We start from the raw sequence: 22199 nt of genomic DNA on the forward strand, positions 1-22199 counted from the left end.
CTCAGGCCCGGGGCATGCCCAGCATGCGTTCGGCAATGATGTTGCGCTGGATCTCGTTGGTCCCGGCGTAGATCGAACCGGCCTGGGCGAACAGGAAGCCCTCCAGCCACTGGCCGACGTCGCCGGCCGCAGGAGCATCGGACAGCAACTCGCCGCGCTGGCCGAGAATGCTCATGGCAATCTCGTGCAAGCGTTGGTCGAGCTCGGACCAGAAGATCTTGTTGGTGGACGATTCCGGGCCAATCTTGCCGCCCTGGACCAACTGCGAAGCGGTCATGTAGGTGTTCAGGGTATAGGCCTCGGCATCGAGCCAGGCGCGCATCACCGCCTCGCCGATACTCGGGTCGAGGTCGGCGCTGGCGCGGTTGGCCTGGTACAGCTGCACCAGGCGGCGCGCGCTTTCCTGATAGCGCGCCGGCGAACGCAGCAGCAGCCCGCGCTCGAAACCGGCGGTGGACATCGCCACGTGCCAGCCCCGGCCCTCGCCGCCCAGGACATTCTCCAGCGGCACCTTGACGTCATCGAAGAAGATGTCCGCAAAACCCGGCAGGCCGTTGAGCTGGCGGATCGGCCGCACGGTCACCCCCGGGCTGTCCAGGGGCACCAGGATGAACGTCAGGCCGTGGTGGCGCCGGGACTCGGGGTCGGTGCGAAAGATCCCGAACGCCCAGTCGGCCCAGACTGCCCGGGTCGACCAGGTTTTCTGGCCGTTGAGCACATAGTGGTCGCCGACCCGTTCGGCCCGCGAGCGGATCGCCGCCATGTCCGAGCCGGCACCGGGTTCGGACCAGGCCTGGGCCCAGATCTGCTCACCCGTGGCCATGGCCGGCAGGAAGCGCATTTTCTGCTCTTCAGTGCCGAACTCCATCAGGGTCGGACCGAGGAGGAAGATACCGTTCTGGTTGACCCGCGCCGGAGCCCCCGCGCGGTAATACTCCTCTTCGAAGATCAGCCACTGGATCAGGTCGCAGCCGCGTCCGCCCATCTCCCGGGGCCAGGTGACCATGCCCCAGCGCCCCTGGTTGAGCCTGGCCTCCCAGGCCCGGTGCTGGGCAAAGCCCTGTTCGGTGTCGAAGGAAGCCAGCGGCTGGTCGGGCACGTTGGCCTCCAGCCAGGCCCGGGCCTCGGCCCGCAGCGCCTGCTGCGCGGGGGTGTAGTTCAGATTCATGCAAGTGCCTTCAGCCGTTGAAGTGAGCAGCGCGCTTCTCGACGAACGAGTCACGGGCTTCCTGGGAGTCCAGCGAGCGATAGGCTTCGAGGGTCAAGCCTTGCTCACGGCGGTATTTGTCTTCGAGGTCGCCATCCTCGATGGCATTCAAGGCTTCCTTGGCCAGGGCGATCATGGCCGGGCTCTTGGCGGCGATGGTCCGGGCCACCTCCAGGGCCGCCGCGCGCAGCTCCTCGCGCTTGACCACCCGCTCCACCGCCCCCAGGCGCCAGGCCTCGGCGGCATCGATCATCTGTCCGGTGAAGTACATGTGGCGCACCTTCTGCAACGGAAACAACCGTTGCAGGTGCGCGCCGCCGCCCATGGCCCCGCGGTCCACCTCCGGCACGCCGAAGCGCGCGCAGTCGGCGGCCAGCACCAGGTCGGCGGCGCCGCAGATGCCGATGCCGCCGCCCAGGACAAAGCCATGGACCGCGACAATCACCGGCTTGGGGTTGCGATGAATGGCCTTGAAGGTGTCGTAGTTACCCTTGTTCACCGCCACGATCAGGTCGCTGTCGGCAGCCAGCTCCTTGATGTCGACCCCGGCGCAGAAGCCCCGGCCCTCGGCCCGGATCAGAATCACCCGGACTTCAGGGGCCTGGCCCAGCCGCTGGATTTCCCGGGCGATGTCGGCCCAGCCCTGGCAGTTGAAGGCATTCACCGGGGGCCGGTCGAACACCAGCTCGGCGATGCCGTTTTCGATACTCACTTTGAATGCTTGCATGGGGGGCTCCTTCACGAGAGACGGCGGCACAGGTCCTCCAGGCGCGCTTGCGCGTCCTGGACGATCTGCTCGATCAATTCGGCGCAGCCGGGCAGGTTGTCGATGCTGGCGGCAACCTGACCGGCAGGCAGCACACCTTCGGCCGGAAGGCCTTCAACCATGGCTTTCTGGATCACCATCGGTGCATTGGCGGCCATCAGGCTCTGGGCCAGGGTCAGCCCGCCGCTCCGCTGCTGGTTCAAGGCCGCCAGCAACAGTTGGACCAGGCTCAGACCACTGTGCCGGCGGTAGGCCAGCCCGCTTCCCAGGGCCAGCCACAGGCGGCGCAAGGCTCCACCGGTTTCCAGGCGCTGGAGCAATTCGTTGCGGATCATCCGCTGCGGCATGCCGTCGACGGCCCGGCTGACGATGATCTGCGCCGGGTCGCTGACCGCCAGGTAACGCGCCAGGGTCGCCGCGGGCACCGGGCTGTCGGCGCTCATCAGAAAGCGCGTGCCCATGGCGATGCCCGCCGCCCCCTGGGCCAGGGCGGCCACCAAGCCGGCGCCGTCCTTGAACCCTCCAGCCGCCACCACCGGCACCGGCACCGCGGCCAGTACCTGACTCAGCAACTGCGAGGTCGGCACCGTGCCGGTGTGCCCGCCGCCCTCGGCGCCTTGCACCACTACCGCGTCGGCGCCCATGGCCACCGCCTTCTGCGCGTGCTTGAGCGCGCCCACCGTGGGAATGCAGACCACCCCGGCGTCCTTGAGCCGGGCAATCATCTGCTGGCCCGGCGAACGGCTGTAGCTCACCGCGCGCACCCGGTGCTTGAGCACCAGTTCGACAATCTGCGGTGCATTGGCCTGGTACAGATGGAAGTTGACCCCGAACGGCTGCGCCGTCAGACGCCGGGTTTCGAGGATTGCCGCCTCCATCTGCTGCGGCTCGATGGTGGCCCCGGCGAGAAAGCCGAAGCCGCCAGCATTGCCGGTGGCCGCCACCAACCTGGGGTCGGCGACCCAGCCCATGGCGGTCTGGATGATCGGGTAGCGACAACCGAGCAGTTCGGTCAGCGGCGTATCGAGGGCAATCGCCATGTTCAGGCACCCTCGCGGCGCTGGGAACGGGCCATGGCCCGAGCGTCGTACCCCCCCAGCCGGTCGCCGGAGACCAGTTCGTTGTGGGCATGGGCAAAGTGATGCAGGCCGAAAGCCATGTCCATGCTGGAGCGCTTGCCCATCAGGTCCTCGGCGTTGTTCACCGCCTGTTTGCTCAGTTGCAGGCCCAGGCGCGGCATCTGCGCGATGCGCCCGGCAATGTCCAGTGTTTCCCGCTCCAGCTCGGCACGCGGCACCACTCGGTTGAGCATGCCCATCTGCAGCGCCCGAGCCGCTGGCATGCGTTCGCCGAGGAACAGGAACTCCTTGGCGATGCGGGCATTGAGTTCATGCACATGGGCGAAATACTCGACCCCAGGAATGCCCATGCGCACCACCGGGTCGGCGAAGTAGGCGTCGTCGCTGGCGATGATCAGGTCGCAGACCCAGGCCAGCATCAATCCGCCGGCAATGCACGCCCCCTGGACCATGGCGATGGTCGGCTTGGGCATCTCCCGCCAGCGCCGGCACATGCCCAGGTAGACCTCCTGCTCCCGGGCATAGAGAAACTCGCCACCGGGCTTGTCGACATGGTCGTACCACAGGCTGGCACGCTCGAAGCTCTGGTCGACGTCGCGGCCCGGGGTGCCGATGTCGTGGCCGCTGGAGAAATGCTTGCCGGCGCCGCGCAGCACGATGACCTTGACCCCGTCGTCGTCACAGGCCCGGCGAAAGGCTGCGTCCAGGGCGTAGGTCATGCGCGAATTCTGCGCGTTGTGGTACTCCGGACGGTTCAGGGTGACCAGGGCCACTCCCTCGCGCACTTCGTACAGCACCACAGGCTCCGGGTTCTTATCGTTGTGTTCAGGCATTGCTTGGCTCTCCGAAACGGGCTCCGCTCAGCCGACGCTGCGCAGCCCCGGCGGGTTGTCTTTGAGTTGCAGGGCCCGCAGGTTGTGCGGATCAAGGCGCTGGATCAGTTGCAACTGCTCAAGGGTGGGTGCCGCCGTGGTCGGGCAATGCTGCGGCACATGCAGGGCAAAGCCGGTGTTGTCCTGCACCTGGGCAAGGCTCACCCCGGGGTGCAGCGAACGCACGCGCATCTGCCGTTGCGGGCCCTGGAAATCGAGGACGCAGAGGTCGCTGACGATCAGGCGCAGGTCGATGTCGTCCAGGGACCAGCCCCGGGCCAGGCGCGCCGGGTTGTAGCCGACCGAAGCCACCACATCCACCTCGCCTTCGACGAACACCCGACGGCTGTGGCTGGTCACGCAAAACGAGTTGGCATGGCTGATGGAGTTGCCGGGAAAACCGCGCACCCCGAGCATCTGTGCCTTGGGCCGGGCATAGTCGCCAATGCAGGAAATATTGCCCTGGCCGAAACGATCGATCTGCGACGGGCCGACCATGGCATGGCGCCGCCCGCCCCAGAGGTTGTCGAAGATCCGCGAAAAGCCCATCCAGGCATCGCGCTTGGGCTGGTAACCATCACGCGGGCCAAGGGGCACCGGCTCGGCCACCAGCCAGGCTTCGGAGTCGGTCATCAGCAACTGGCGGTTGCAACTGAGCATGGCCAGGGAAGCGGCCAGCCGCGGGATCACCCCGATCCCGGTGGCGAGGACGTCACCGTCCTCGGCGAAGGCTTCAGAGGCCGCGCAGATCATCAGTTCGGCGAGACTGTAAGTGCTGCTGTTCATGGCGAGGCTTCCTTAGAAAATCGGCAACGGCAGTTGGCGGATGGCCTTCAGGCCGCCGACCTTGTCCAGGTAGTCCTGATGGCTGCAGTCGACGTACTCGCGGCGGTACTCCTGCCAGCCATCGGCACGCTGCGCAGAGGCGTTGTAGGTATTGAAATGCGCGACATCGAAGCCATACAGCGGTGCACAGGAAGACGGGTGCGCACCACCGGGCACATGGGCCACGGCGCTGGTCAGGTTGGGCTCCCAGAACACCTGCCGGGCCTGCCCCGGATCGCTGTGCAGGGTGTCGCGCTCCAGCAGCTCGTCGCAGGTCACGTAGGTACGGGCCGCAGCACGCACCAGCAGGTCATCCATGTAGTGGTCCGGTCCGCCGATCTGGCACAGCCCTCGGCTGTCGGCACGGTCGACATGGATCAGCGCCGCATCCAGCTTCAGCGCCGGCATCGCCACCCAGTCCCGGGCGTCGGCGTAGGGCGAGGCGATCAGCTTGATCTCGGGGTTGTGGCGCAACACATCAGTGCCCAGGCCCGCCGCCGTGGGCAGGAACGGCACGCGCATCGCTGCCGCCCGCAGCCCCAGCAGAAGCATGCCTTCGTCGATTTCCATGACCTGCAACTCGCCCTGCTGGCGAGCCTTGCGGAAGTAAGGCTCCAGCGCAATGAAATCCAGGGAGACAAAGGCGAACACCAGCTTGCGGATCTTGCCGGCGGCGCACAGCATGCCGACGTCGGCGCCGCCATAGGCGACCACCGTCAGGTCCTTGAGGTCCGAACGCAGGATCTCGCGGATCAGTGCCATGGGCTTGCGCCGCGGCCCCCAGCCGCCGATGCCCAGGGTCATGCCATCGCGCAACTGAGCGACCATCTGCGCGGTGCTCAGGGTCTTGTCCTGGCTCATTGTGCTTGCTCCCGGCCGACGCTGAAGTCATGGCCCCAATGGCTGACCACCGTGCTCTCGAACGGCGTGTGTTGCTGCCAGTCCACCACCAGGCCGTCGCAGCCGTATTCCAGGTCAAAGCCCGATGGGGTCTTGATGTAGAAGGAAATCATCTGATCGTTGGTGTGCTGGCCCAGGGTCGCGGAAAGCTTCACCCCGTGGGCGTGGACCCGATCCAGGGCGCGACCGACTTCGTCCAGCCCCTGGACCTCCACCATCAGGTGCACGCAGCCATGGGGCATGGGGCATTCGAAGATCGCCAGGGAATGGTGGCGGGCGTTGTTGCAGTGCAGAAAGTGCAAAGCCTTTTGCGGCTCGGCCGGGTCGGGGGTGAAACGCACCTTCATCAGGTCGGAGAGACCAAACCCCATGACCTGCTCATAGAACTCGCGGCAGCGCTCGAAGCTCGGCGCCGGCAGCACCACATGGCCCATGCCCAGGTCGTTGGTGACAAACCCCTTGAGCCCCACCGGCGAGACGAACCGGGCGAAATCCTGGCGCGGTCCCCAGAACACTTCATGGCGGTTGCCATCGGGGTCGAGAAAATGCGCCAGCTCCTGGACCTTGCGCTCCTCGGCCTGCGCGGCGCTGCCACGGTGCGCTGTCACCCCGTGCTGTTGCAGCTGCGCCAGGGCCTGCTCGAAGGCATCCTTTCCGGCCACTTCCCAGCCGCAGGCGCCGAAGCCGTCCTCGTTGCTGTGCTGGACCAGGATCCGGTAGGGCCGGTCGTCCATCTTCAGGTACAAGTGCTGCTCATCAGCCCCCGGCACGACCATCATCCCCAGCACCTGGCTGGCGTAATGGCGCCACTGCGACAGGTCCCGTGACCGCAAGGTGACGTAGCCCAACCCGCGAATATCCATGCAAGCACTCCTCGTTCAGCTCAACCCGTCCTCCTGGCAAGGAGGCCTTATGCAGCAGGATTTAATCGCCTGAGCGCGGCCCCGGCATCGTCCAATGGGACTAGCGCATCTGTGTGCCGAAAGCGGCCGTAAATGCCCCGGCGCAAAAACAAAAAAACCGCTTTGCCCTTACGGCAAAGCGGCGTGGCCAAAAGCTTGCAGCGCTAAGAGTCAGGCCTTGCGAAAATGCGGAATGACCTTCTCGCCGATATTGCGCAGGGTCTCCAACTGCGCCCATTGCGGCACGGTGCCCATCTGGCAGATGAACAGGATCTCGTCGGCGCCGGCATCCACCAGGCGCTGCACATAGCCGATGCAGTCATCCACGGTGCCGTAGGCGTGGTTGGGGTTCATCATGGCCATGGTCGGATCGGAGAAATCCACGCTGACCTCCTCGGAGGCAAAACGCGACTTGATCACGCTCTGGCCACTGCCGTCGACGTAGGTATCGTCCTGCCACTTCGCCGGGTCCGGGCGCTCGCCGCCGCCGTACCAGTAGCCCAGGGACTCCATGAAATAGCGCTGGCCGCGTATGCCAATGCGCCGCGCCTCCAGGTTGTCATCGAGGACGATCGCCGGGCATAGCGCGGCGATGTGCCGGTTGGGCCGGAAGCCCACCTGTTGGCGAGGGTCGCGGCTGTCCCAGGCCTGGTGATAGACCTCGACCTTCTTGGCGATTTCCTCGGGGCCACCAAAGCCCAGCACCAGGGCGCCCATGCCCCGGCCGCCGGCGTTCTTCAGCGATTCAGTGTTAGTGCAGGCCAGGTACATCGGCGGGTGCGGGTCCTGGTAGGGCTTGGGGTGGATCGGCCGCTTGGGGATCTGCACAAAGTCGCCGTGGTGCTCGATTTCGTCCTGGACGAAGATTTTCGGGATCAGGTACATGGCCTCGTCGATCTGCGGTTGCAGGGTCGCCAGGTCGTAGCCGAAGGTCCCGGCCTCCTGCTGGGTGCCGCCCTTGCCCACGCCAAAATGCACCCGGCCCTTGGACAGCAGGTCGAGGGTAGCGATGCGCTCGGCGACCTTGACCGGGTGGTTCATCGCCGGTGGCAGGCAGACCACGCCGTGACCGATGCCGATGCGCTCGGTCTTGCCGGCGACAAAGGCCAGCACGGTTTCCGGGGCGGACATGTGCGAATAGTTGGTCAGCGCCGTGTGCTCGACACACCAGAACGTGTCGAACCCCAACTGGTCGGCGAGCACGGCCTGCTCGACGGTTTCTTCGAAGACCTGCCGATCGCCGGCACGGCTGGCGTCCAGGGTCTGGGCTTCATAAATCAGGGAAAATTTCATGCTCGATCCTTGTGGTCGTAAAAAGCAGGCTCGGCGTGCTGCTCGTGCCTTGGCCTGCATGCTCGGGCAAAGCCCGGCCGGCGGAATCACGCAAACGGACTAGGGCTGTCGAGGCCTGCCGCCTAGAGGAAAAAGTCGCTGCTGTCCTGGCCCATGGCGACGCTGCCCAGGTTCCAGGCGTACTTCGCCGGATGGTTGGCGACGTGGGCACGGCCGGTATGGATGTCGCGGAAGGCGCGGTTGATGCCGTGCCCGCGAAAGATCGTCGAGGCGCCGCTGTTGAACATCAGGTCGGTCACCGCCGTGGCGCACTTTTGCACCACCAGCGACGAGTCGTAGCGCATCTTCACCCGCTCCTGCATGCCCAGTGGCGTACCCTCCCGGGCCCGTTGCAGCATCAACTCGAAGTTGCTCAGCAGCACCGTCCGGCATTCGTCGACACATACCATGGCGTTGGCCAGGGCCGACTGGGCCGCTGGGTCCTGGACCATCTTGCGACCGTCATTGACCCCCACCCGAGCCCGGTTATGGGCAATGAACTGCGCGACCGCTCCTTGCAGGGCTCCGATGGCCGAGGACGACACTGCGCGCACGAAGATCTGCCCGAACGGCAGGCGGTACAGCGGGGCATCGTTGACCGCGTTGCCCGGGCTGTCCTGCATGAACCCGTCGAGGGCACGATGGGTGCGGTACTCGGGAACGAAGGCGTTCTCCACCAGGATGTCGTGGGAACCGGTGGCCGCAAGTCCCATGACGTCCCAGTTGTCGAGAATCTGGTAGTCCTGGCGCGGCACCAGGAAGGTCCGGTAGTCCGGCGCGCCGCCGGGTTCCGCGGCCGGCACCATGGCGCCGAGGAACACCCAGTCACAGTGCTTGCAGCCCGATGAGAAGCCCCAGCGGCCGCTCAGGGTGAAACCACCCTCGGTACGCGCCACCCGTCCCACCGGCATATAGGAAGAGGAAATCAGCACGCTGCTGTCCTCGCTCCACACGTCCCGGGCCGCGCGGTCATCGAACAGCGCCAGTTGCCAGTTGTGGATCGCGACCACCCCCAGCACCCAGGCAGACGACATGCAGCCCTCGGCGAGGGTCATCTGCACCCGGAAGAAATCATTCGGCTCCAGTTCGTAACCGCCCCAGCGTGCCGGTTGCAGAATGCGAAAGAACCCGGCCTGCTGAAAATCGTTCAGGGTCTGGTCCGGCAAGCGGCCGAGCCGCTCGGCCTCGGCCGCTCGTTCGCGCAGGACCGGCACCAGTTCCTCGGCCTGTTGGTAGAGACGCTGGCGAAGCACATCGTGGTTGAGCATCAGGTCGTTCTCCTTGGGAACCCCGTCCGCCGGGGCGCGCGTGCTACGGCGGGCAACCGCCTGTTGCGGCGCATTCAAACAACCGTCCGCCCACCCGGCATCCCTCAAACGGACCATATGCCCGGGCTTCCGGATTTCCTCCGGGGTCAGGGCCTGTTGCTGTTTGACGACAGGTCCTAGTCCCCTTGGACGATGTTGGCCCCCTGCCCCGTTGCCAGAATTCATCGCACTCCATGCACCACGAACGAGGGCTGTGCGATGAAAGACGTCAATCTGCAAGCAGACATGCTCCAGGCCATGCGCCGCCTGGCCAAGTCGGTCACCATCATCAGTACCAGCAACGGCGCCGAGCGCTTTGCCATGGCCGCCACCGCGGTGGACTCCCTGAGCACCGAGCCGCCATCGCTGCTGATCTGCATCAACAAGAGCGCCTCCTCCCACGCAGCCCTGGCCACCGGTGCCGGGTTCTGCGTGAACATCCTCGGCCTGGAGCAGCAGGCCCTGGCCCACCTGTGCAGCGGCGCAATCAAGGGCGAGGCACGCTTCAGCAGCGGCAACTGGCTGACCAGCGACGAAGGCATTCCCTACCTGGGGGACGCCCAGTCGGCGATTCTGTGCCGCCAGGACGGGCACTTCAGCTACGGCACCCACACTGTGTTCATCGGGCGTATCGTGCGCATCCATACCAGCCCCAGTATCACCCCGCTGGTCTACCTCGACGGCCGCTACACCACCACCGCCCAGCCGGCCCAAACCCAGGCCTGCGCCGGTTGATTCGGGACATGGACTGCCGCGCGCCGCTGCGCATCGACACTCACGCCCCGCCCCACTGGGACGACGCCTGTGACTGGCTGGTGGTGGGCTTCGGTGCCGCCGGAGCCTGCGCCGCCATCGAGGCCGCCGAGCAGGGCCTGCAGGTGCTGGCCCTGGACCGCTTTGCCGGCGGTGGCGCCAGCGCCCTCAGCGGCGGGGTGATCTATGCCGGCGGCGGCACGCCCTACCAGCGCCAGGCCGGCTACAACGACAGCCACGAGGCGATGTTCGACTACCTGCGCGAGGAAGTCGGCGATGCCGTCGGCCAGCGCACCCTGGCCGACTTCTGCGCCGCCAGTCCCGGGCAACTGCAATGGCTGGAGCGCCAGGGCGTGGCTTTTGAAGCCAGCGTGCCACCGCACAAGACCTCCTACCCCAGCGACCGCTTCTATCTTTATTACTCGGGCAACGAAGCCCTGCCGCGCTATGCAGCGCTGGCGGCCCCCGCTCCCCGAGGCCATCGCTGCAAAGGCCCGGGCCTGTCCGGAGCGCACCTGTTCCAGGCGCTCAAGAACAGCGCCCTGGCCAAGGGCGTGCGCCTGCAGAGCCAATGCGCGGTACGCCGCCTGGTGGTCGACGATCAACAGCGGGTGGTCGGCGTCGAAGCCTGGCGCCTGGCTCCAGATAGCCGCGCCGCGCACCGCCATGCACGCCTCGAGCGCTGGGCCCAGGCCCTGCACATGTATGTTCCGGCCCTGGCCCGCCACCTGCGCAAACGGCAACAACGCATCGAAGCCAGCAGCGCCGAACGCCGGCTGATCAGCGCCAGAAAAGGCGTCCTGCTGAGCGCCGGCGGTTTCATTCTCAACCGCCTCTGGGTAGCCGAGCATGCGCCGCGCTACCTTGCCGGCCTGCCCCTGGGCGCCGGTGGTTGCGACGGCAGCGGCATCGCCCTGGGCCAGAGCGTGGGCGCCGCTGTCGCGCGGATGGACAAGGTCAGCGCCTGGCGTTTCATCAACCCGCCCCTGGCGTGGGCCCGGGGCTTGATCGTCAATGGCCAGGGCCAGCGCTACGCCAACGAAGAGCAATATGGCGCCACCCTTGGCCAGGCGATGGTCGAACAGCAGCAGGGGCGTGCATTGCTGGTGCTCAACCGGACACTGGTGCGCCAGGCCCTGAAACAGATAGGCCCGGGCCAGGTCTGGCAGTTCCAGCGCCTGCCAGTGCTGCTCAACCTGCTGTTCAACGCCCGACGGAGCAACGACCTGGCAACCCTGGCCCGGCGCTGCGGCCTGCCGGAGCAGGCCTTGAAAGATAGCGTCGAGCGCTACAACCAGAGCGCCCGGGGCGAATGCGCCGATCCGTTTGGCAAGTCCGCGGCCATGCTCGCCTCCTTGGAACAGGGCCCCTGGTATGTCCTCGACCTGTCCTTTGCCAGCCGCCTGTTCCCTTGCCCGGTGATCACCCTCGGCGGCCTCAGGGTCTGCGAACGAAGCAGCCAGGTGCTGGATGCCCAGGGCACACCGATCGCCGGCCTCTACAGCGCCGGGCGCAACGCCGTGGGCGTCGCTTCCAACCTCTATGTGTCGGGCCTGTCTCTGGCCGACTGCATCTATTCCGCGCGCCGGGCCGCCCGTCATGTGGCCGGGCAAACCGCGGCTCAACCCGCACCATCAGGAGAATCACCATGCAACGTGTAGAAGGCAAAGTCTGCATCGTCACCGGCGCCGCCAGCGGTGTCGGCCGTGAGGACGCCCTGCTGCTGGCCAGCCAGGGCGCCAAGGTCGTACTGACCGACGTGAACCAGGAAGCCGGCCACCAAGTGGCTGCGCAGATCGGCGAAAACGCCCTGTTCCTGGCCCACGACATCACCCGCGAAGACGACTGGCAGCGGGTGGTGGAAACCACCGTGCAGCACTTCGGTCGCCTCGATGTGCTGGTCAACAATGCGGCGATCCTGGCCATGGCCAATATCGAGGACACGTCGCTGGAGCTGTGGCGCAAGGTGCTGACCGTCAACAGCGACGGCTATTTCCTGGGCTGCAAGTACGCCATCGCAGCGATGAAGCACAGCGGCGGCGGTTCGATCATCAACATGTCCTCGGTGGCGGCCCTGGGCGGTCTGCCGCTGTTCTGCGCCTACTCCGCCTCCAAGGGCGCGGTGGCGGCATTGACTCGCTCCGTGGCCGTGCACTGCAAGCTGCAGGGCTACCGCATCCGCTGCAACAGCGTGCACCCGGACGGCATCAACACACCGATGACCCAGGCCCTCATCGGCGGCCAGTCGGTGCCCCAGGAAACCCTCGACCAGGACCCGATGAACCGCATGTGCGCGCCGCGTGATGTGGCCAACGCGGTGCTGTTCCTGGCCAGCGACGAATCGCGCTTCGTCAATGGCGCGGAGATACTCGTCGACAACGCGCAACTGATCAGCGGGATCTATGAGCCGAGGTGAAGATGGGCACGCCAATGTTCAACGCCAGCGTATCGGACAGCGCCGCATCGGCCGCTGGCAGCTATCGCCTGCAGGTGGCCGCGGTGATCGAGGAAACCGCCGACGCCCGCTCCCTGGTGCTCGATGTCCCCAGCGAGTTGCGTGAGCGTTTTCGCTACAAACCGGGGCAGTTCCTGAGCTTTCGCGTGCCCTGCGCGGGCCAGTTGCTGACCCGCTGCTATTCCATGGCCAGCTCGCCCCTGTGCGATCCACAGCCCAAGGTCACGATCAAGCGTGTGGCCGGGGGCCGGGTATCGAACTGGATGAACCAGCAGGTGCAGGTCGGTGACTGGCTGGAGGTGCTGCCCCCGGCCGGGCACTTCTGCCTGGAGAACAATGCCGATAGCGACGAGCAGCGTCCGCTGGTGCTGTTCGGCGGCGGCTCGGGCATCACCCCGGTGTTCTCCATCCTCAAGTCGGTGCTGCACGCCGGGCGCCGGCCGGTGACCCTGGTCTACGCCAACCGCGACGAAGCCTCGGTGATCTTCAAGGACGAACTGCAACAGCTGGCCCGGACCCACGAGCCGCGTCTGGAAGTCCTGCACCTGCTGGACTCGGTTCAGGGTTTCGTCACTGCGGCCCAGGTTCGCCAACTGCTGCATGCGCGCCGGGGCGGCGAGTATTTCATCTGCGGCCCGGCGCCCTTCATGGACACTGTGGAAAGCACCCTGCTAGACCTGGGTGAGCCACGCCAGGCGATCCATGTCGAGCGTTTCCTGTCGCCGCCCGACCCGCAACCCCAGGCACAGCAGCAGGTCGAGCACACCGCCGGGCAGTCCTGCCAGAGCCTGACCGTCGAACTCGAAGGCCAGGCCCACAGCCTGGCCTGGCACCCGGGGCAGACTCTGCTGCAAAGCTGCCGGGCCGCCGGGCTGGAGGTGCCGGCGTCTTGCGAGGAAGGCATCTGCGGCGCCTGCATGTGCCGGGTGGAACAGGGCCGCACACGGCTGGCCCACAACGCCGTGCTCAGTGCCCAGGAGCTGGCCGATGGCTGGACGCTGGCCTGCCAGAGCCACCCCGACACGCCGGTGGTGCGGGTGCGCTTTCCGGATTAGGGGCGCCTGCGCCTCTAGTCTCAACGGACGACCCGGCAGCGCCGGGCAACGATTAGACTCGACCGCCAGGATTGGCCTACAACAATAAAAGAGGTGTATGCATGGCTCGGTTGCAAAACAAGGTCGCGGTGGTCACCGGCGCGGCTTCAGGTATCGGTCTGGCCTGCGTCCGGCGCTTCGCCGCGGAGGGTGCCCAGGTGGTGGGGCTGGACATCGGCAACGCACCGGCGGACTTTCCCGGGCGCTTCATGACCCTCGACGTGCGCGACGAGGCCCAGGTCGAACAGGTGATGGAAGAAATCATCGGCCACTATCGCCGGGTCGATGTGCTGGTCAATGCCGCGGGCGTCGCCGACCAGGGCAGCGTGACCCAGACCAGCACCGCCAACTGGCAACGGGTGCTGGACATCAACCTGACCGGCAGCATGCTCACCAGCAAGTACCTGCTGGGAGCCATGGAGGCGCAACGCGGCGGCTCGATCATCAACATTGGCTCGATCTTCGGCCTGCAAGGCTGCGACGGCAATGTCGCCTACAACGTGTCCAAGGGCGGTATCAACCAGCTGACCCGCTCCATGGCGGTGGACTACGGTTACGCCAACATCCGCGTCAATGGCCTGTGCCCGGGGCTGATCGAAACGCCGATGACCAGCATGGTCCGCGAACAGGCCGAATTCCACGCCTACTTCGCTTCCCAGCACATGCTCAACCGTTCCGGGCAACCGGAAGAAGTGGCCGCCGTGGCGCTGTTTCTGGCCTCCGACGAGGCCTCTTTCGTCAGCGGCCAGATGATCGCCGTGGACGGCGGTTTCTCTGCCGGCCGCCGCTTCGCGCCACCGCCAGCCTGAGTGGTTAGAGCCTGTTCACGATCTAGCGAGCGACGCTCAGGCACTTTTAACGCCGCATGAGCTAAGCGCAGCAGATCGTGAACAGGTTCTTAGCGGCCTGGCTCTCTGCCAGGCCGCCTCCCCCTTCATTCAACAATCCTCTGCCTGAGGAGGCACCATGCCGTCTGCGCTCAACGCTCCCACCATCGCTCATCTGTTCGCCCGGGCAGCCCTGGCCTACGGCGACCGCCCGGCCATCGAGGACGCCGGCAGCATCAGTTACCTGCAGCTCGACCGCCTGCGTCAGCAGGCCGCCCGGGCCTTGCTGGCCCTGGAGGTCAAGGCCGGGGACCGAGTGGCGATCTGGGCCCCCAACACCTGGGAGTGGATTGTCGCCGCCGGCGCCCTGCAAAGCGTCGGCGCCGCCCTGGTGCCGCTCAACACCCGGATGAAGGGCAACGAGGCCGGCTATATCCTGCGCCAGAGCGGCGCCTGCGTGCTGTTCGCCATCGGTGAGTTCCTCGGCGTCGACTATCCGCAGATGCTTGCCGGCGAAAGCCTGCCTGAACTGCGCCAGATCATCAGCCTGCGCTCGCCCTCGCCGGCGGCCCTGGACTGGGACAGTTTCATGGCCCTGGCCGGCCGAGTGCCCGGCAGCAGCCTGCGCCTGCGTCAGGAACAGCTCGGCCCGCAAACCCTGTCCGATGTACTGTTCACCTCCGGCACCACCGGCAAGCCCAAGGGCGTGATGACCAGCCATGGGCAGAATCTGCGGGTAGTGCGCGACTGGAGCGACGTGGTCGGCCTGGGCGAAGGCGATCGCTACCTGATCGTCAACCCGTTCTTCCACTCCTTCGGCTACAAGGCGGGATGGCTGGCGGCGCTGATGCGCGGTGCGACCATCATTCCCCAGCAGGTGTTCGACGTCGACGCGGTGCTCGAATGCGTGCAGCGCCAGCGCATCAGCGTGCTGCCCGGCCCGCCGACGCTTTATCAGTCGCTACTGGCTCACCCCCGGCGCGATGCCTACGATCTGTCCTCACTACGGGTGGCGGTGACCGGTGCCGCGGTAATCCCGGTGGACATGATCGGACGCATGCGCGACGAGCTGGGCTTTGCCACCATCGTCACGGCCTACGGCCTGACCGAAGTCTGCGGTTTCGCCACCATTTGCCGCCCCGGCGACAATCCGCTGCGAGTCGCCCAGACCAGCGGCCGGGCGATGCCCGGGGTAGAGGTGCGGATCGTCGCCGCCGACGGCCAGTGCCAACCGCCCAATGTCCCCGGGGAAATACAGATCCGCGGCTACAACCTGATGCAGGGCTACCTCAACGACCCGCAAGCCAGCCAGGAAGTGCTGGACGCCGATGGCTGGCTCAATACCGGTGACGTCGGGGTCCTCGACGAGCAGGGCTACCTGCGTATCACCGACCGCCTCAAGGACATGTTCATTACCGGCGGTTTCAACGTCTATCCGGCGGAAATCGAGCAGTGCCTGCTGAAGTTTCCCGGGGTGGCCCAGGCGGCGGTAATAGGTATACCGGACGAGCGCCTCGGCGAAGTGGCCATGGCCTTTGTCCTGGCCACGCCGGGACAACTCCTGGAATCGACAGCACTGCTGGGCTGGTGCCGAGAACAGATGGCCAACTACAAGGTGCCGCGACGATTCCAGGTGCTGGAAGCCATGCCGCTGAACGCGGCGGGAAAGGTGACCAAGCAGGTGTTGCGCCAGTGGGCCGAAAGCCGCAATTGAGGCTGGCACAGGGTGCCAAGTGCGGCTGGCGAGGCGCGTCCCTCCTTGGGACGGGCCAGCCTGCGGAGCCTGACTGCCGCGTTTTTGCCGCCGCTTTGCGCGGTGCCTGTGGAATGCCTGAATCAGTGTGCGAGTGCCGAAACCCGGTGGCTGGCATTGGGGCGGCTCCGCCCCCCGCGGGAGCAAGCTCCCTAGCCACCGGCTAATTTGCGCTCGTTGCGCCGGGGTTTATATCACCCGCGCCGGATGCTGGCGCCGGGGCTCGCCCAGCAATGAGCGATGGGACGGCGGCTGGCGCCCCTGATCCTCGCTGATGCCATAGCCCGGGGCGATTTCCGCGGTGATCAGAGTCTGCCCGGACAGGCTCATCAGCCCGGGATCATTGAGCAGCGCATGAATGACCCGGCCGTTGAACTGCGGGGTCTCGGCGTCCGCGAGAAAGGCCTGGTACTGCTCGCCGTGGTGCTCGCCGACAATCCGCGTGCGCTCGGTCAACTGCGGCCCCAGCCACAGTGATAGCGCCGCTACGCCACGCCCTTCAAAATCGATTGCCATGTCCGCCGCCAGCTTGTCGCAACCGGCCTTCTGCGCTCCGTAGGCGGGGCCGTGCATGTAGCAGCCGGCGCCGAACGACGAAGTGAAACAGACCAGCCCCTGGGCACTGCGCAGCAACAACGGCGCGGCGTAGTAACTGGCGATGTAGGCCGAACGCAGGCCGACATCGAGGATATCCACCAACTCCAGGGGCTTGTCCCAGAACGGCCCGGGCTCGATCAAGCGCTCATGGATGGCGGCCACGTTATTGACCAGCAGATCGAGGTGGCCGGCCTCCTCGGCGATCCGCGCAAACAGGGCCTGCACCTGGGCGTCGTCGGCATGCTCGCAGACCACCGGGATGCCCCGGCCACCGGCGGCGGTAATGGCTGCCGCGGTGTCCGCCAATGAACCTTGCAGCGCCTGTTCATAAAGCCGTGCCCCGGCCTTTTCCGGCGCACGCCCGGTCACGTAGACGGTCATGCCCTGTGCCCCGAGGGCCAGGGCGATGCCACGGCCCACGCCGCGACTGGCACCGGTGACCAGGGCCACCTGGGGTTCCTTGCTCTTCATTGACTGCTCCTTGCCAGAAAGGACGCCGGCTGCGACTGGCGCAGGCTTTGCGTCTTGATGTGATTGGCGGCGATATAGCCGAAAGTCATCGCCGGGCCGATGGTCGAGCCGGCTCCCGGATACGTGCGCCCCATCATCGATGCGGCGCTGTTGCCGATTGCGTAAAGACCGAGGATCGGATGGCCGTCCTCGTGCAACACCCGGGCGTTGGCATCGGTCAGCAGGCCGCCCTTGGTGCCAATGTCCCCGGCATCCACCCGCACCGCGTAGAACGGCGCCTTGAGCAAGGGCGCCAGGCAAGGGTTGGGGCCGACGTGGGGGTCGCCGTAGTAGCGATCGAACAGCGACTCGCCCTTGTTGAAATCCTGGTCCCGGCCCTCCCGGGCCATGATGTTAAAACGCTCGATGCTACGCATCAGGCCCGGGCCGTCGATGCCGATCTGCGCCGCCAGGTCCGGCAGGCTGGCGGCCTTGTAGAAGTAGTCCTGCAGGTGTTCCGGCAGCCGCCAGTCGGGCTGGGCATAACCGGGCAACAGCGCGCCGCAGGGGTATTTGCGGCGGAACTCGGCGTCGAAGATCATCCAGCACGGCACGCTGACCGCTTCGGCCCGGTTGTTCTCATACATCGCATAGACAATATCGGTATAGGGCGCCGCCTCGTTGACGAAGCGTTGCCCTGCCGAGTTCACCAGTACGCAGCCAGGCAAGGTGCGCTCGACGAACAGCGCACGCTGCTTTTCCTCACCTGCAACCCGGGTAGTGGGCGCCCACCAGCCGTGGTCCATCAAGGCAGTACGGGCGCCAATCACCTGGCCGGCACGAATACCGTCGCCGGTGTTGTGCGGTGGCGTGGCACTCCACCGGGCCTGGGACGGCTGCGGCAGGTACTGCTCGCGCATGGCCTGGTTACGCTCGAAGCCACCGGCGGCGATGATCACCCCATGGCGCGCCTTGATGTTCAGGGTCTGGCCGTCGCGGCAGACCCGCGCGCCGCCGACTCGCTCACCGACAATCAGCAGTTCCTGCAAGGCGCAGTTGAGCCACAGCGGCCGCTGGCGATCCTGCAGCGAACAGCGCAAGGCGCCCACCAGGGCATTGCCCAGGGTCAGGAAACGGTCGCGACGCGACAGCCGCCGCCCCTCGCGATCACGCCAGTAGCGCCACATCACTCGCAGGGTCAGGCGCAGCCAGCCGGGGCCACGACACAGCAGCACCTGCGCCTCCTTCATGGTCATCGCCATGCGCCCCATCATCAGCGTGCCGGGGGAAGGCGCCCGCATGCGCAGGAACTCCTCGCCCAGCTCGGCGGCATCGAAGGGTTGCGGGTCCATGGAGCGATAGCCGGGCTTGCCACCGGGCACCTGCGGGTAGTAGTCGGAGTAAGCGGGCTGGGCCTCGAAGCGCACCCGGGTCTGCGCCTCCAGGTAGCGGACCATGTCCCGGCCCTGCTCGACATAGGCTTCGATGCGCCCGTCGTCGATCTCGCCGTGGGTCACCGCGCGGACATAGGCGATCCCTTCGGCCACCGAATCGCTACCGCCCAGGGCCTGGATCCGGTGGTTGTCGGGAATCCAGATGCCACCGCCGGACACCGCCGAGGTGCCGCCGTATTCGCCACTCTTCTCGATCAGCAACGTGTTCAGCCCCAGGTCATGGGCCCGCAGCGCGGCGGTCATGCCTCCTGCGCCGGAACCTATCACCAATACATCGCAGCACTCATCCCATTTGATCTTGGCGTGTTTCATCCGCGCATCTCCGCAAGGCGCCTACAGGCAGGAAGCCGCCGCCACCGGCCCGGACTCCGGCGCAGTCGGTCCCGGGATTGTTCGGCAGCCTCGAGGCCCGGGCATCGTCCAATGGGACTAGCGCCCGCCACGGCCAAAACACTTAGTCTGGTTGGACGATGTCCGGGCGGGCCGCTGCTTCCATAGTCGCTCCTGCTGCACTTCCCCCCCCTTACATCGCAGGTCGGGCGGGCCTGACCTGGGCACGAGGACGAGATGACAAAAACAATAATCGCCCCACCATCGCTACTCCCCCGACTGCACACTGCCCTGCTGATACTGGCCGGCGGGCTGGGCGGACCGGCCAGCGCCATGACCTTCCAGCCCAACGAGGATCTGACTGTCGACTGGGACACCACCCTGACCTACAGCCTGGCCTGGCGTACCGAATCCCGGAGCCACAAGCTGGTGGCCAATGCCAACGGCAACGATGGCGACAACGCTTTCGCCAGGGGCAGCCTGATCAACAATCGCAGCGGCTTTCTTACCGAAGCCAACCTGCGCTGGCGTGACGACTACGGCTTTTTCATTCGCGCCGACGGCTTCTACGACAACGTCTACGACCGCGACAACGACAACCCCAGTGGCACCTCCAACTGCTTTGCCGGCGGCAACTGCAGCCGTCCCGACCGTTTTTCCCAGGACACCATCGACCAGCACCGCAACGACCTGCGCCTGCTGGACGCTTATGCCTATGGCACCTGGAACCTGTCCGGGCACAACCTCAACGTGCGCCTGGGCAAGCAGGTGGTGAGCTGGGGCGAAAGCCTGTTCTACCCGGGGATCTCCGCGGCCCAGAGCCCGGTGGACGCCACCAAGTCGACCACCCCCGGGGTCGAGGTCAAGGAAGTGCTGCTGCCGGTGGGCCAGCTGTTCACCCAGTTCAGCCTGAGCGACAGCCTGGACGTCCAGGCCTACTACCAGTACCAGTGGCAGAAGACCGACCTGTTCGGCGTGGGCAGCTTTTTCTCCACCACCGACTACATCGATCGCGGAGGGGAAAACGACGCCACAGGCTTTGTCCATCGCCTGAAGAACGACACCCCGAGCAACAGCGGCCAATACGGCCTGGCCTTCACCTACGCCGCCGAATCGCTGAACAACACCGAGTTCGGCCTGTACTACTCGCGCTACCACGACAAGACCCCGTCCCTGGACTTCCAGAGCCAGCTGGGCAGCTACCGGGCAATCTACTTCGACAACATCGATCAGTACGGCGCGAGCTTCTCCACGGTGCTTGGCGACACCAGCATCGCCGGCGAGGTCAGCTACCGCGACGGCCAGCCGGTGATGGTGGACAACGGTTTCGCCAGCCCGGTGCGAGCCAAGACCCTGCAAGCCCAGGTTTCGGTGATCGAAGTGCTGGGGCCCACTTCATGGGCCGACAACACCACCCTGACTGGCGAGCTGGTGTACAACCAGGTGCTGAGCAACGACAGCTCGCAGCCGACCCAGCTGGCCCCGGGGTTCAGCCTGCCGGGTACCGACAAGCTGCTCTACGACCGCTCGGCCTGGGGCTACACAGTGCAGGCCAGCTTTGACTACAACGACGTGTTCACCGGCTGGGACCTCTCGGTCCCGATCACCTTCAGCACCGCCGCGCACAACGACAGCTCCCTGGTGGGCTCGATCAACTCGGGCCAGGGCGACGACCGCGCAAGCATCGGCAGCTCCTGGCGCTACCTCGGCAACTTCACCATCGAGGCCCGCTACAACGCCTACCTGGGCAACGCCAACAACAGCCCGCTGGCGGACCGCGACAACCTCGCCCTCAACTTCAAGTACCGGTTCTGATTCCCTGCCCCAAGGAGCACAGCATGTCGAGCACTATCTACACTCAGTTGTTGCGCACGACCCTGGCCGCCAGCCTGCTGGCCGCAAGCCTGGCGACCCAGGCCAAGGTCAGCCCCGAGGAAGCCGCCCGGCTAGACCGGGACCTGACCCCCATGGGTGCGGAGCGGGCCGGCAACGCCGACGGCAGCATTCCTGCCTGGTCGGGAAAGTGGCTGGGCCTGCCCCCTCAGCTCAAGTACGACGGCCCCGGCAGCCCCTACCCCGATCCTTATGCGGCGGAAAAACCGCTGTTCGTGATCACCGCGGCGAACATGCAGCAGTACGCCGCCAACCTCACCGATGGGCAGAAGGCGCTGTTCAAACGCTACCCGCAGACCTTCACCATGCCGGTATACCCCAGCCACCGGGACTTTCGCTTCGACCAGCGACTGTATGACGACATCAGGAAAAACGCCGTCAACGCCGAGCTGATCAACGACGGCAACGACACCCGCAACGCCTGGGCCGCCTCGCCGTTCCCGATCCCCAAAAACGGCAGTGAACTGATGTTCAACCACACCCTGGCCGGCCGCGCCTACACCGAGGAGGCCAACTACCAGCAGGCGGTGGTGTACTCCAACAAGGAGCAGGTGCTGGAGCAGGTCAACTACAAGATCTATTCGATCTGGTCGGCCCCGGACAAGACCCCCGAAAGCGCCAACGGCGTGCTCACCAACTTCCTTCTGACCACCCTGGAGCCGATCCGCAAGAAGGGCGAGATCATCGTCGGTCGCGAGTTCATCACCCCCACCGCCGCGCCGCGCCAGGCCTGGCAGTACAGCCCCGGGCAACGCCGGGTCCGACGCGCACCAACGGTTGCCTATGACTCGCCCACCGGCGCCGGAGGCTTTCGCGTGCAGGACGAGGACCGCCTGTTCAACGGCGCTCCGGACCGCTACGACTGGACCATCATCGGCAAACGAGAGATCTACATTCCCTATCACAACTACCGGATCGACGATTCCAGCGTGAATCTTGCGCAGATTCTCGCCACCACCGGCCACGTCAACCCGCAGTACATGCGCTACGAGAAGCACCGGGTCTGGGTCCTGCAGGCGACCCTCAAGGAAGGCGCACGGCATATCTATGCCAAGCGCGTGCTCTACCTTGACGAGGACACCTGGGCCGCCACCCTGGCCGACAACTACGACAGCCGTGGCCAGCTGTGGCGCACCAACATGCAAACCTCGGTCTACGCCTATGAGATGCAGCGCTACCAGGCGCGCCTGGGGATCTACCAGGACCTGATCGCCGGCTCCTACCTGGTCGACCGACTGCTGGTGGACCAGAAACCGGCCAAGCTCAATGCCAGCAACTTCGTCGATGACGACTTCACCCCGGGCAACCTGCGCAAGCTCGGTACCCGCTGAACCCCGGCTGGCCCGGGCGGTTCACACTCCCGGGCTGGCTATCGCGCCGGCTGGCGGGCCAGCCCGCCAGCC

At 66.1% G+C, this 22199-nt stretch carries 19 protein-coding genes; 8 read left to right on the top strand and 11 right to left on the bottom strand.

All coding sequences use genetic code 11. The annotated features are described in order from the left end of the window. Position 1: 1 nt before the first annotated feature. The 9 genes from AC07R1_RS09935 to AC07R1_RS09975 form a co-directional block, all read right to left on the bottom strand. Positions 2-1168 carry an acyl-CoA dehydrogenase family protein gene (locus tag AC07R1_RS09935; RefSeq protein ID WP_072452580.1) on the bottom strand — a complete coding sequence of 389 codons (1167 nt, stop codon included), beginning with the start codon at positions 1166-1168 and terminating at the stop codon, positions 2-4. Positions 1169-1178: 10 nt separating this feature from the next. Continuing rightward, complete coding sequence (locus AC07R1_RS09940) at positions 1179-1934, bottom strand: enoyl-CoA hydratase family protein (protein WP_072452578.1); 756 nt, start codon at positions 1932-1934, stop codon at positions 1179-1181. A gap of 11 nt (positions 1935-1945) precedes the next feature. Beyond that, positions 1946-3013: an NAD(P)H-dependent flavin oxidoreductase gene (locus AC07R1_RS09945; protein WP_072452576.1), complete on the bottom strand. Its 1068-nt coding sequence runs from the start codon at positions 3011-3013 to the stop codon at positions 1946-1948. A 2-nt stretch (positions 3014-3015) separates the two neighbouring features. Next, complete coding sequence (locus AC07R1_RS09950; protein WP_072452574.1) at positions 3016-3885, bottom strand: enoyl-CoA hydratase; 870 nt, start codon at positions 3883-3885, stop codon at positions 3016-3018. Positions 3886-3912: 27 nt separating this feature from the next. Then, positions 3913-4710, bottom strand: coding sequence for a CoA-transferase subunit beta (locus tag AC07R1_RS09955; RefSeq protein ID WP_072452572.1), 798 nt, complete (start codon positions 4708-4710; stop codon positions 3913-3915). A 12-nt stretch (positions 4711-4722) separates the two neighbouring features. Continuing rightward, positions 4723-5610, bottom strand: a complete 888-nt coding sequence (locus AC07R1_RS09960) for a CoA transferase subunit A (protein WP_072452570.1) — start codon at positions 5608-5610, stop codon at positions 4723-4725. After that, positions 5607-6512, bottom strand: coding sequence for a VOC family protein (locus AC07R1_RS09965; RefSeq protein ID WP_072452569.1), 906 nt, complete (start codon positions 6510-6512; stop codon positions 5607-5609). Before AC07R1_RS09965 ends, AC07R1_RS09960 begins: the two co-directional genes overlap by 4 nt. A 210-nt stretch (positions 6513-6722) precedes the next feature. After that, positions 6723-7844, bottom strand: coding sequence for an LLM class flavin-dependent oxidoreductase (locus AC07R1_RS09970; RefSeq protein WP_072452567.1), 1122 nt, complete (start codon positions 7842-7844; stop codon positions 6723-6725). Between the two features lie 122 nt (positions 7845-7966). Beyond that, a complete protein-coding gene (locus AC07R1_RS09975; protein ID WP_342402335.1) occupies positions 7967-9151 on the bottom strand; it encodes an acyl-CoA dehydrogenase family protein in 1185 nt (394 codons plus the stop codon). Between the two features lie 258 nt (positions 9152-9409). Here AC07R1_RS09975 and AC07R1_RS09980 point away from each other — a divergent pair, with 258 nt between their 5' ends. The 6 genes from AC07R1_RS09980 (at position 9410) to AC07R1_RS10005 (ending at position 16033) form a co-directional block, all read left to right on the top strand. After that, positions 9410-9925 (top strand): flavin reductase family protein, encoded by a 516-nt coding sequence (locus tag AC07R1_RS09980; protein ID WP_072452564.1) that lies wholly within the window; start codon positions 9410-9412, stop codon positions 9923-9925. 8 nt (positions 9926-9933) lie between these two features. Continuing rightward, a complete protein-coding gene (locus AC07R1_RS09985; protein ID WP_495110480.1) occupies positions 9934-11604 on the top strand; it encodes an FAD-binding protein in 1671 nt (556 codons plus the stop codon). Then, on the top strand, positions 11592-12359 hold the full coding sequence (locus AC07R1_RS09990) for a glucose 1-dehydrogenase (protein WP_072452561.1): 768 nt from the start codon (positions 11592-11594) through the stop codon (positions 12357-12359). Before AC07R1_RS09985 ends, AC07R1_RS09990 begins: the two co-directional genes overlap by 13 nt. Before the next feature lie 2 nt (positions 12360-12361). Continuing rightward, positions 12362-13453, top strand: coding sequence for a 2Fe-2S iron-sulfur cluster-binding protein (locus AC07R1_RS09995; RefSeq protein WP_495110481.1), 1092 nt, complete (start codon positions 12362-12364; stop codon positions 13451-13453). 101 nt (positions 13454-13554) lie between these two features. Next, a complete protein-coding gene (locus AC07R1_RS10000; protein ID WP_072452559.1) occupies positions 13555-14301 on the top strand; it encodes an SDR family NAD(P)-dependent oxidoreductase in 747 nt (248 codons plus the stop codon). A gap of 157 nt (positions 14302-14458) precedes the next feature. Then, entirely contained in the window at positions 14459-16033 is a 1575-nt protein-coding gene (locus tag AC07R1_RS10005; RefSeq protein ID WP_495110482.1) for a FadD3 family acyl-CoA ligase, read from the top strand. A 228-nt stretch (positions 16034-16261) separates the two neighbouring features. Here AC07R1_RS10005 and AC07R1_RS10010 read toward each other — a convergent pair whose 3' ends face one another. Continuing rightward, the gene (locus AC07R1_RS10010) at positions 16262-17140 is read right to left on the bottom strand and encodes an SDR family NAD(P)-dependent oxidoreductase (protein ID WP_368994729.1); all 879 of its coding nucleotides are present in this window, start codon (positions 17138-17140) and stop codon (positions 16262-16264) included. Continuing rightward, entirely contained in the window at positions 17137-18885 is a 1749-nt protein-coding gene (locus AC07R1_RS10015; RefSeq protein WP_495110483.1) for an FAD-dependent oxidoreductase, read from the bottom strand. Before AC07R1_RS10015 ends, AC07R1_RS10010 begins: the two co-directional genes overlap by 4 nt. Before the next feature lie 255 nt (positions 18886-19140). Here AC07R1_RS10015 and AC07R1_RS10020 point away from each other — a divergent pair, with 255 nt between their 5' ends. Both AC07R1_RS10020 and AC07R1_RS10025 read left to right on the top strand, forming a co-directional pair. Continuing rightward, positions 19141-20718 (top strand): DUF1302 domain-containing protein, encoded by a 1578-nt coding sequence (locus tag AC07R1_RS10020; RefSeq protein ID WP_072452552.1) that lies wholly within the window; start codon positions 19141-19143, stop codon positions 20716-20718. Between the two features lie 23 nt (positions 20719-20741). Continuing rightward, positions 20742-22127 (top strand): DUF1329 domain-containing protein, encoded by a 1386-nt coding sequence (locus AC07R1_RS10025; RefSeq protein ID WP_123724918.1) that lies wholly within the window; start codon positions 20742-20744, stop codon positions 22125-22127. The last annotated feature ends 72 nt before the right edge of the window (positions 22128-22199 follow it).

The sequence above is a fragment of the Pseudomonas sp. GW821-FHT07F01 genome (genome assembly GCF_059418825.1).

Excerpts from the sequence above, each read along its gene's own strand:
- AC07R1_RS09935 (WP_072452580.1), bottom strand. The coding sequence starts at position 1,168 with ATGAATCTGAACTACACCCCCGCGCAGCAGGCGCTGCGGGCCGAGGCC.
- AC07R1_RS09940 (WP_072452578.1), bottom strand. The coding sequence starts at position 1,934 with ATGCAAGCATTCAAAGTGAGTATCGAAAACGGCATCGCCGAGCTGGTG.
- AC07R1_RS09945 (WP_072452576.1), bottom strand. The coding sequence starts at position 3,013 with ATGGCGATTGCCCTCGATACGCCGCTGACCGAACTGCTCGGTTGTCGC.
- AC07R1_RS09950 (WP_072452574.1), bottom strand. The coding sequence starts at position 3,885 with ATGCCTGAACACAACGATAAGAACCCGGAGCCTGTGGTGCTGTACGAA.
- AC07R1_RS09955 (WP_072452572.1), bottom strand. The coding sequence starts at position 4,710 with ATGAACAGCAGCACTTACAGTCTCGCCGAACTGATGATCTGCGCGGCC.
- AC07R1_RS09960 (WP_072452570.1), bottom strand. The coding sequence starts at position 5,610 with ATGAGCCAGGACAAGACCCTGAGCACCGCGCAGATGGTCGCTCAGTTG.
- AC07R1_RS09965 (WP_072452569.1), bottom strand. The coding sequence starts at position 6,512 with ATGGATATTCGCGGGTTGGGCTACGTCACCTTGCGGTCACGGGACCTG.
- AC07R1_RS09970 (WP_072452567.1), bottom strand. The coding sequence starts at position 7,844 with ATGAAATTTTCCCTGATTTATGAAGCCCAGACCCTGGACGCCAGCCGT.
- AC07R1_RS09975 (WP_342402335.1), bottom strand. The coding sequence starts at position 9,151 with ATGCTCAACCACGATGTGCTTCGCCAGCGTCTCTACCAACAGGCCGAG.
- AC07R1_RS09980 (WP_072452564.1), top strand. The coding sequence starts at position 9,410 with ATGAAAGACGTCAATCTGCAAGCAGACATGCTCCAGGCCATGCGCCGC.
- AC07R1_RS09985 (WP_495110480.1), top strand. The coding sequence starts at position 9,934 with ATGGACTGCCGCGCGCCGCTGCGCATCGACACTCACGCCCCGCCCCAC.
- AC07R1_RS09990 (WP_072452561.1), top strand. The coding sequence starts at position 11,592 with ATGCAACGTGTAGAAGGCAAAGTCTGCATCGTCACCGGCGCCGCCAGC.
- AC07R1_RS09995 (WP_495110481.1), top strand. The coding sequence starts at position 12,362 with ATGGGCACGCCAATGTTCAACGCCAGCGTATCGGACAGCGCCGCATCG.
- AC07R1_RS10000 (WP_072452559.1), top strand. The coding sequence starts at position 13,555 with ATGGCTCGGTTGCAAAACAAGGTCGCGGTGGTCACCGGCGCGGCTTCA.
- AC07R1_RS10005 (WP_495110482.1), top strand. The coding sequence starts at position 14,459 with ATGCCGTCTGCGCTCAACGCTCCCACCATCGCTCATCTGTTCGCCCGG.
- AC07R1_RS10010 (WP_368994729.1), bottom strand. The coding sequence starts at position 17,140 with ATGAAGAGCAAGGAACCCCAGGTGGCCCTGGTCACCGGTGCCAGTCGC.
- AC07R1_RS10015 (WP_495110483.1), bottom strand. The coding sequence starts at position 18,885 with ATGAAACACGCCAAGATCAAATGGGATGAGTGCTGCGATGTATTGGTG.
- AC07R1_RS10020 (WP_072452552.1), top strand. The coding sequence starts at position 19,141 with ATGACAAAAACAATAATCGCCCCACCATCGCTACTCCCCCGACTGCAC.
- AC07R1_RS10025 (WP_123724918.1), top strand. The coding sequence starts at position 20,742 with ATGTCGAGCACTATCTACACTCAGTTGTTGCGCACGACCCTGGCCGCC.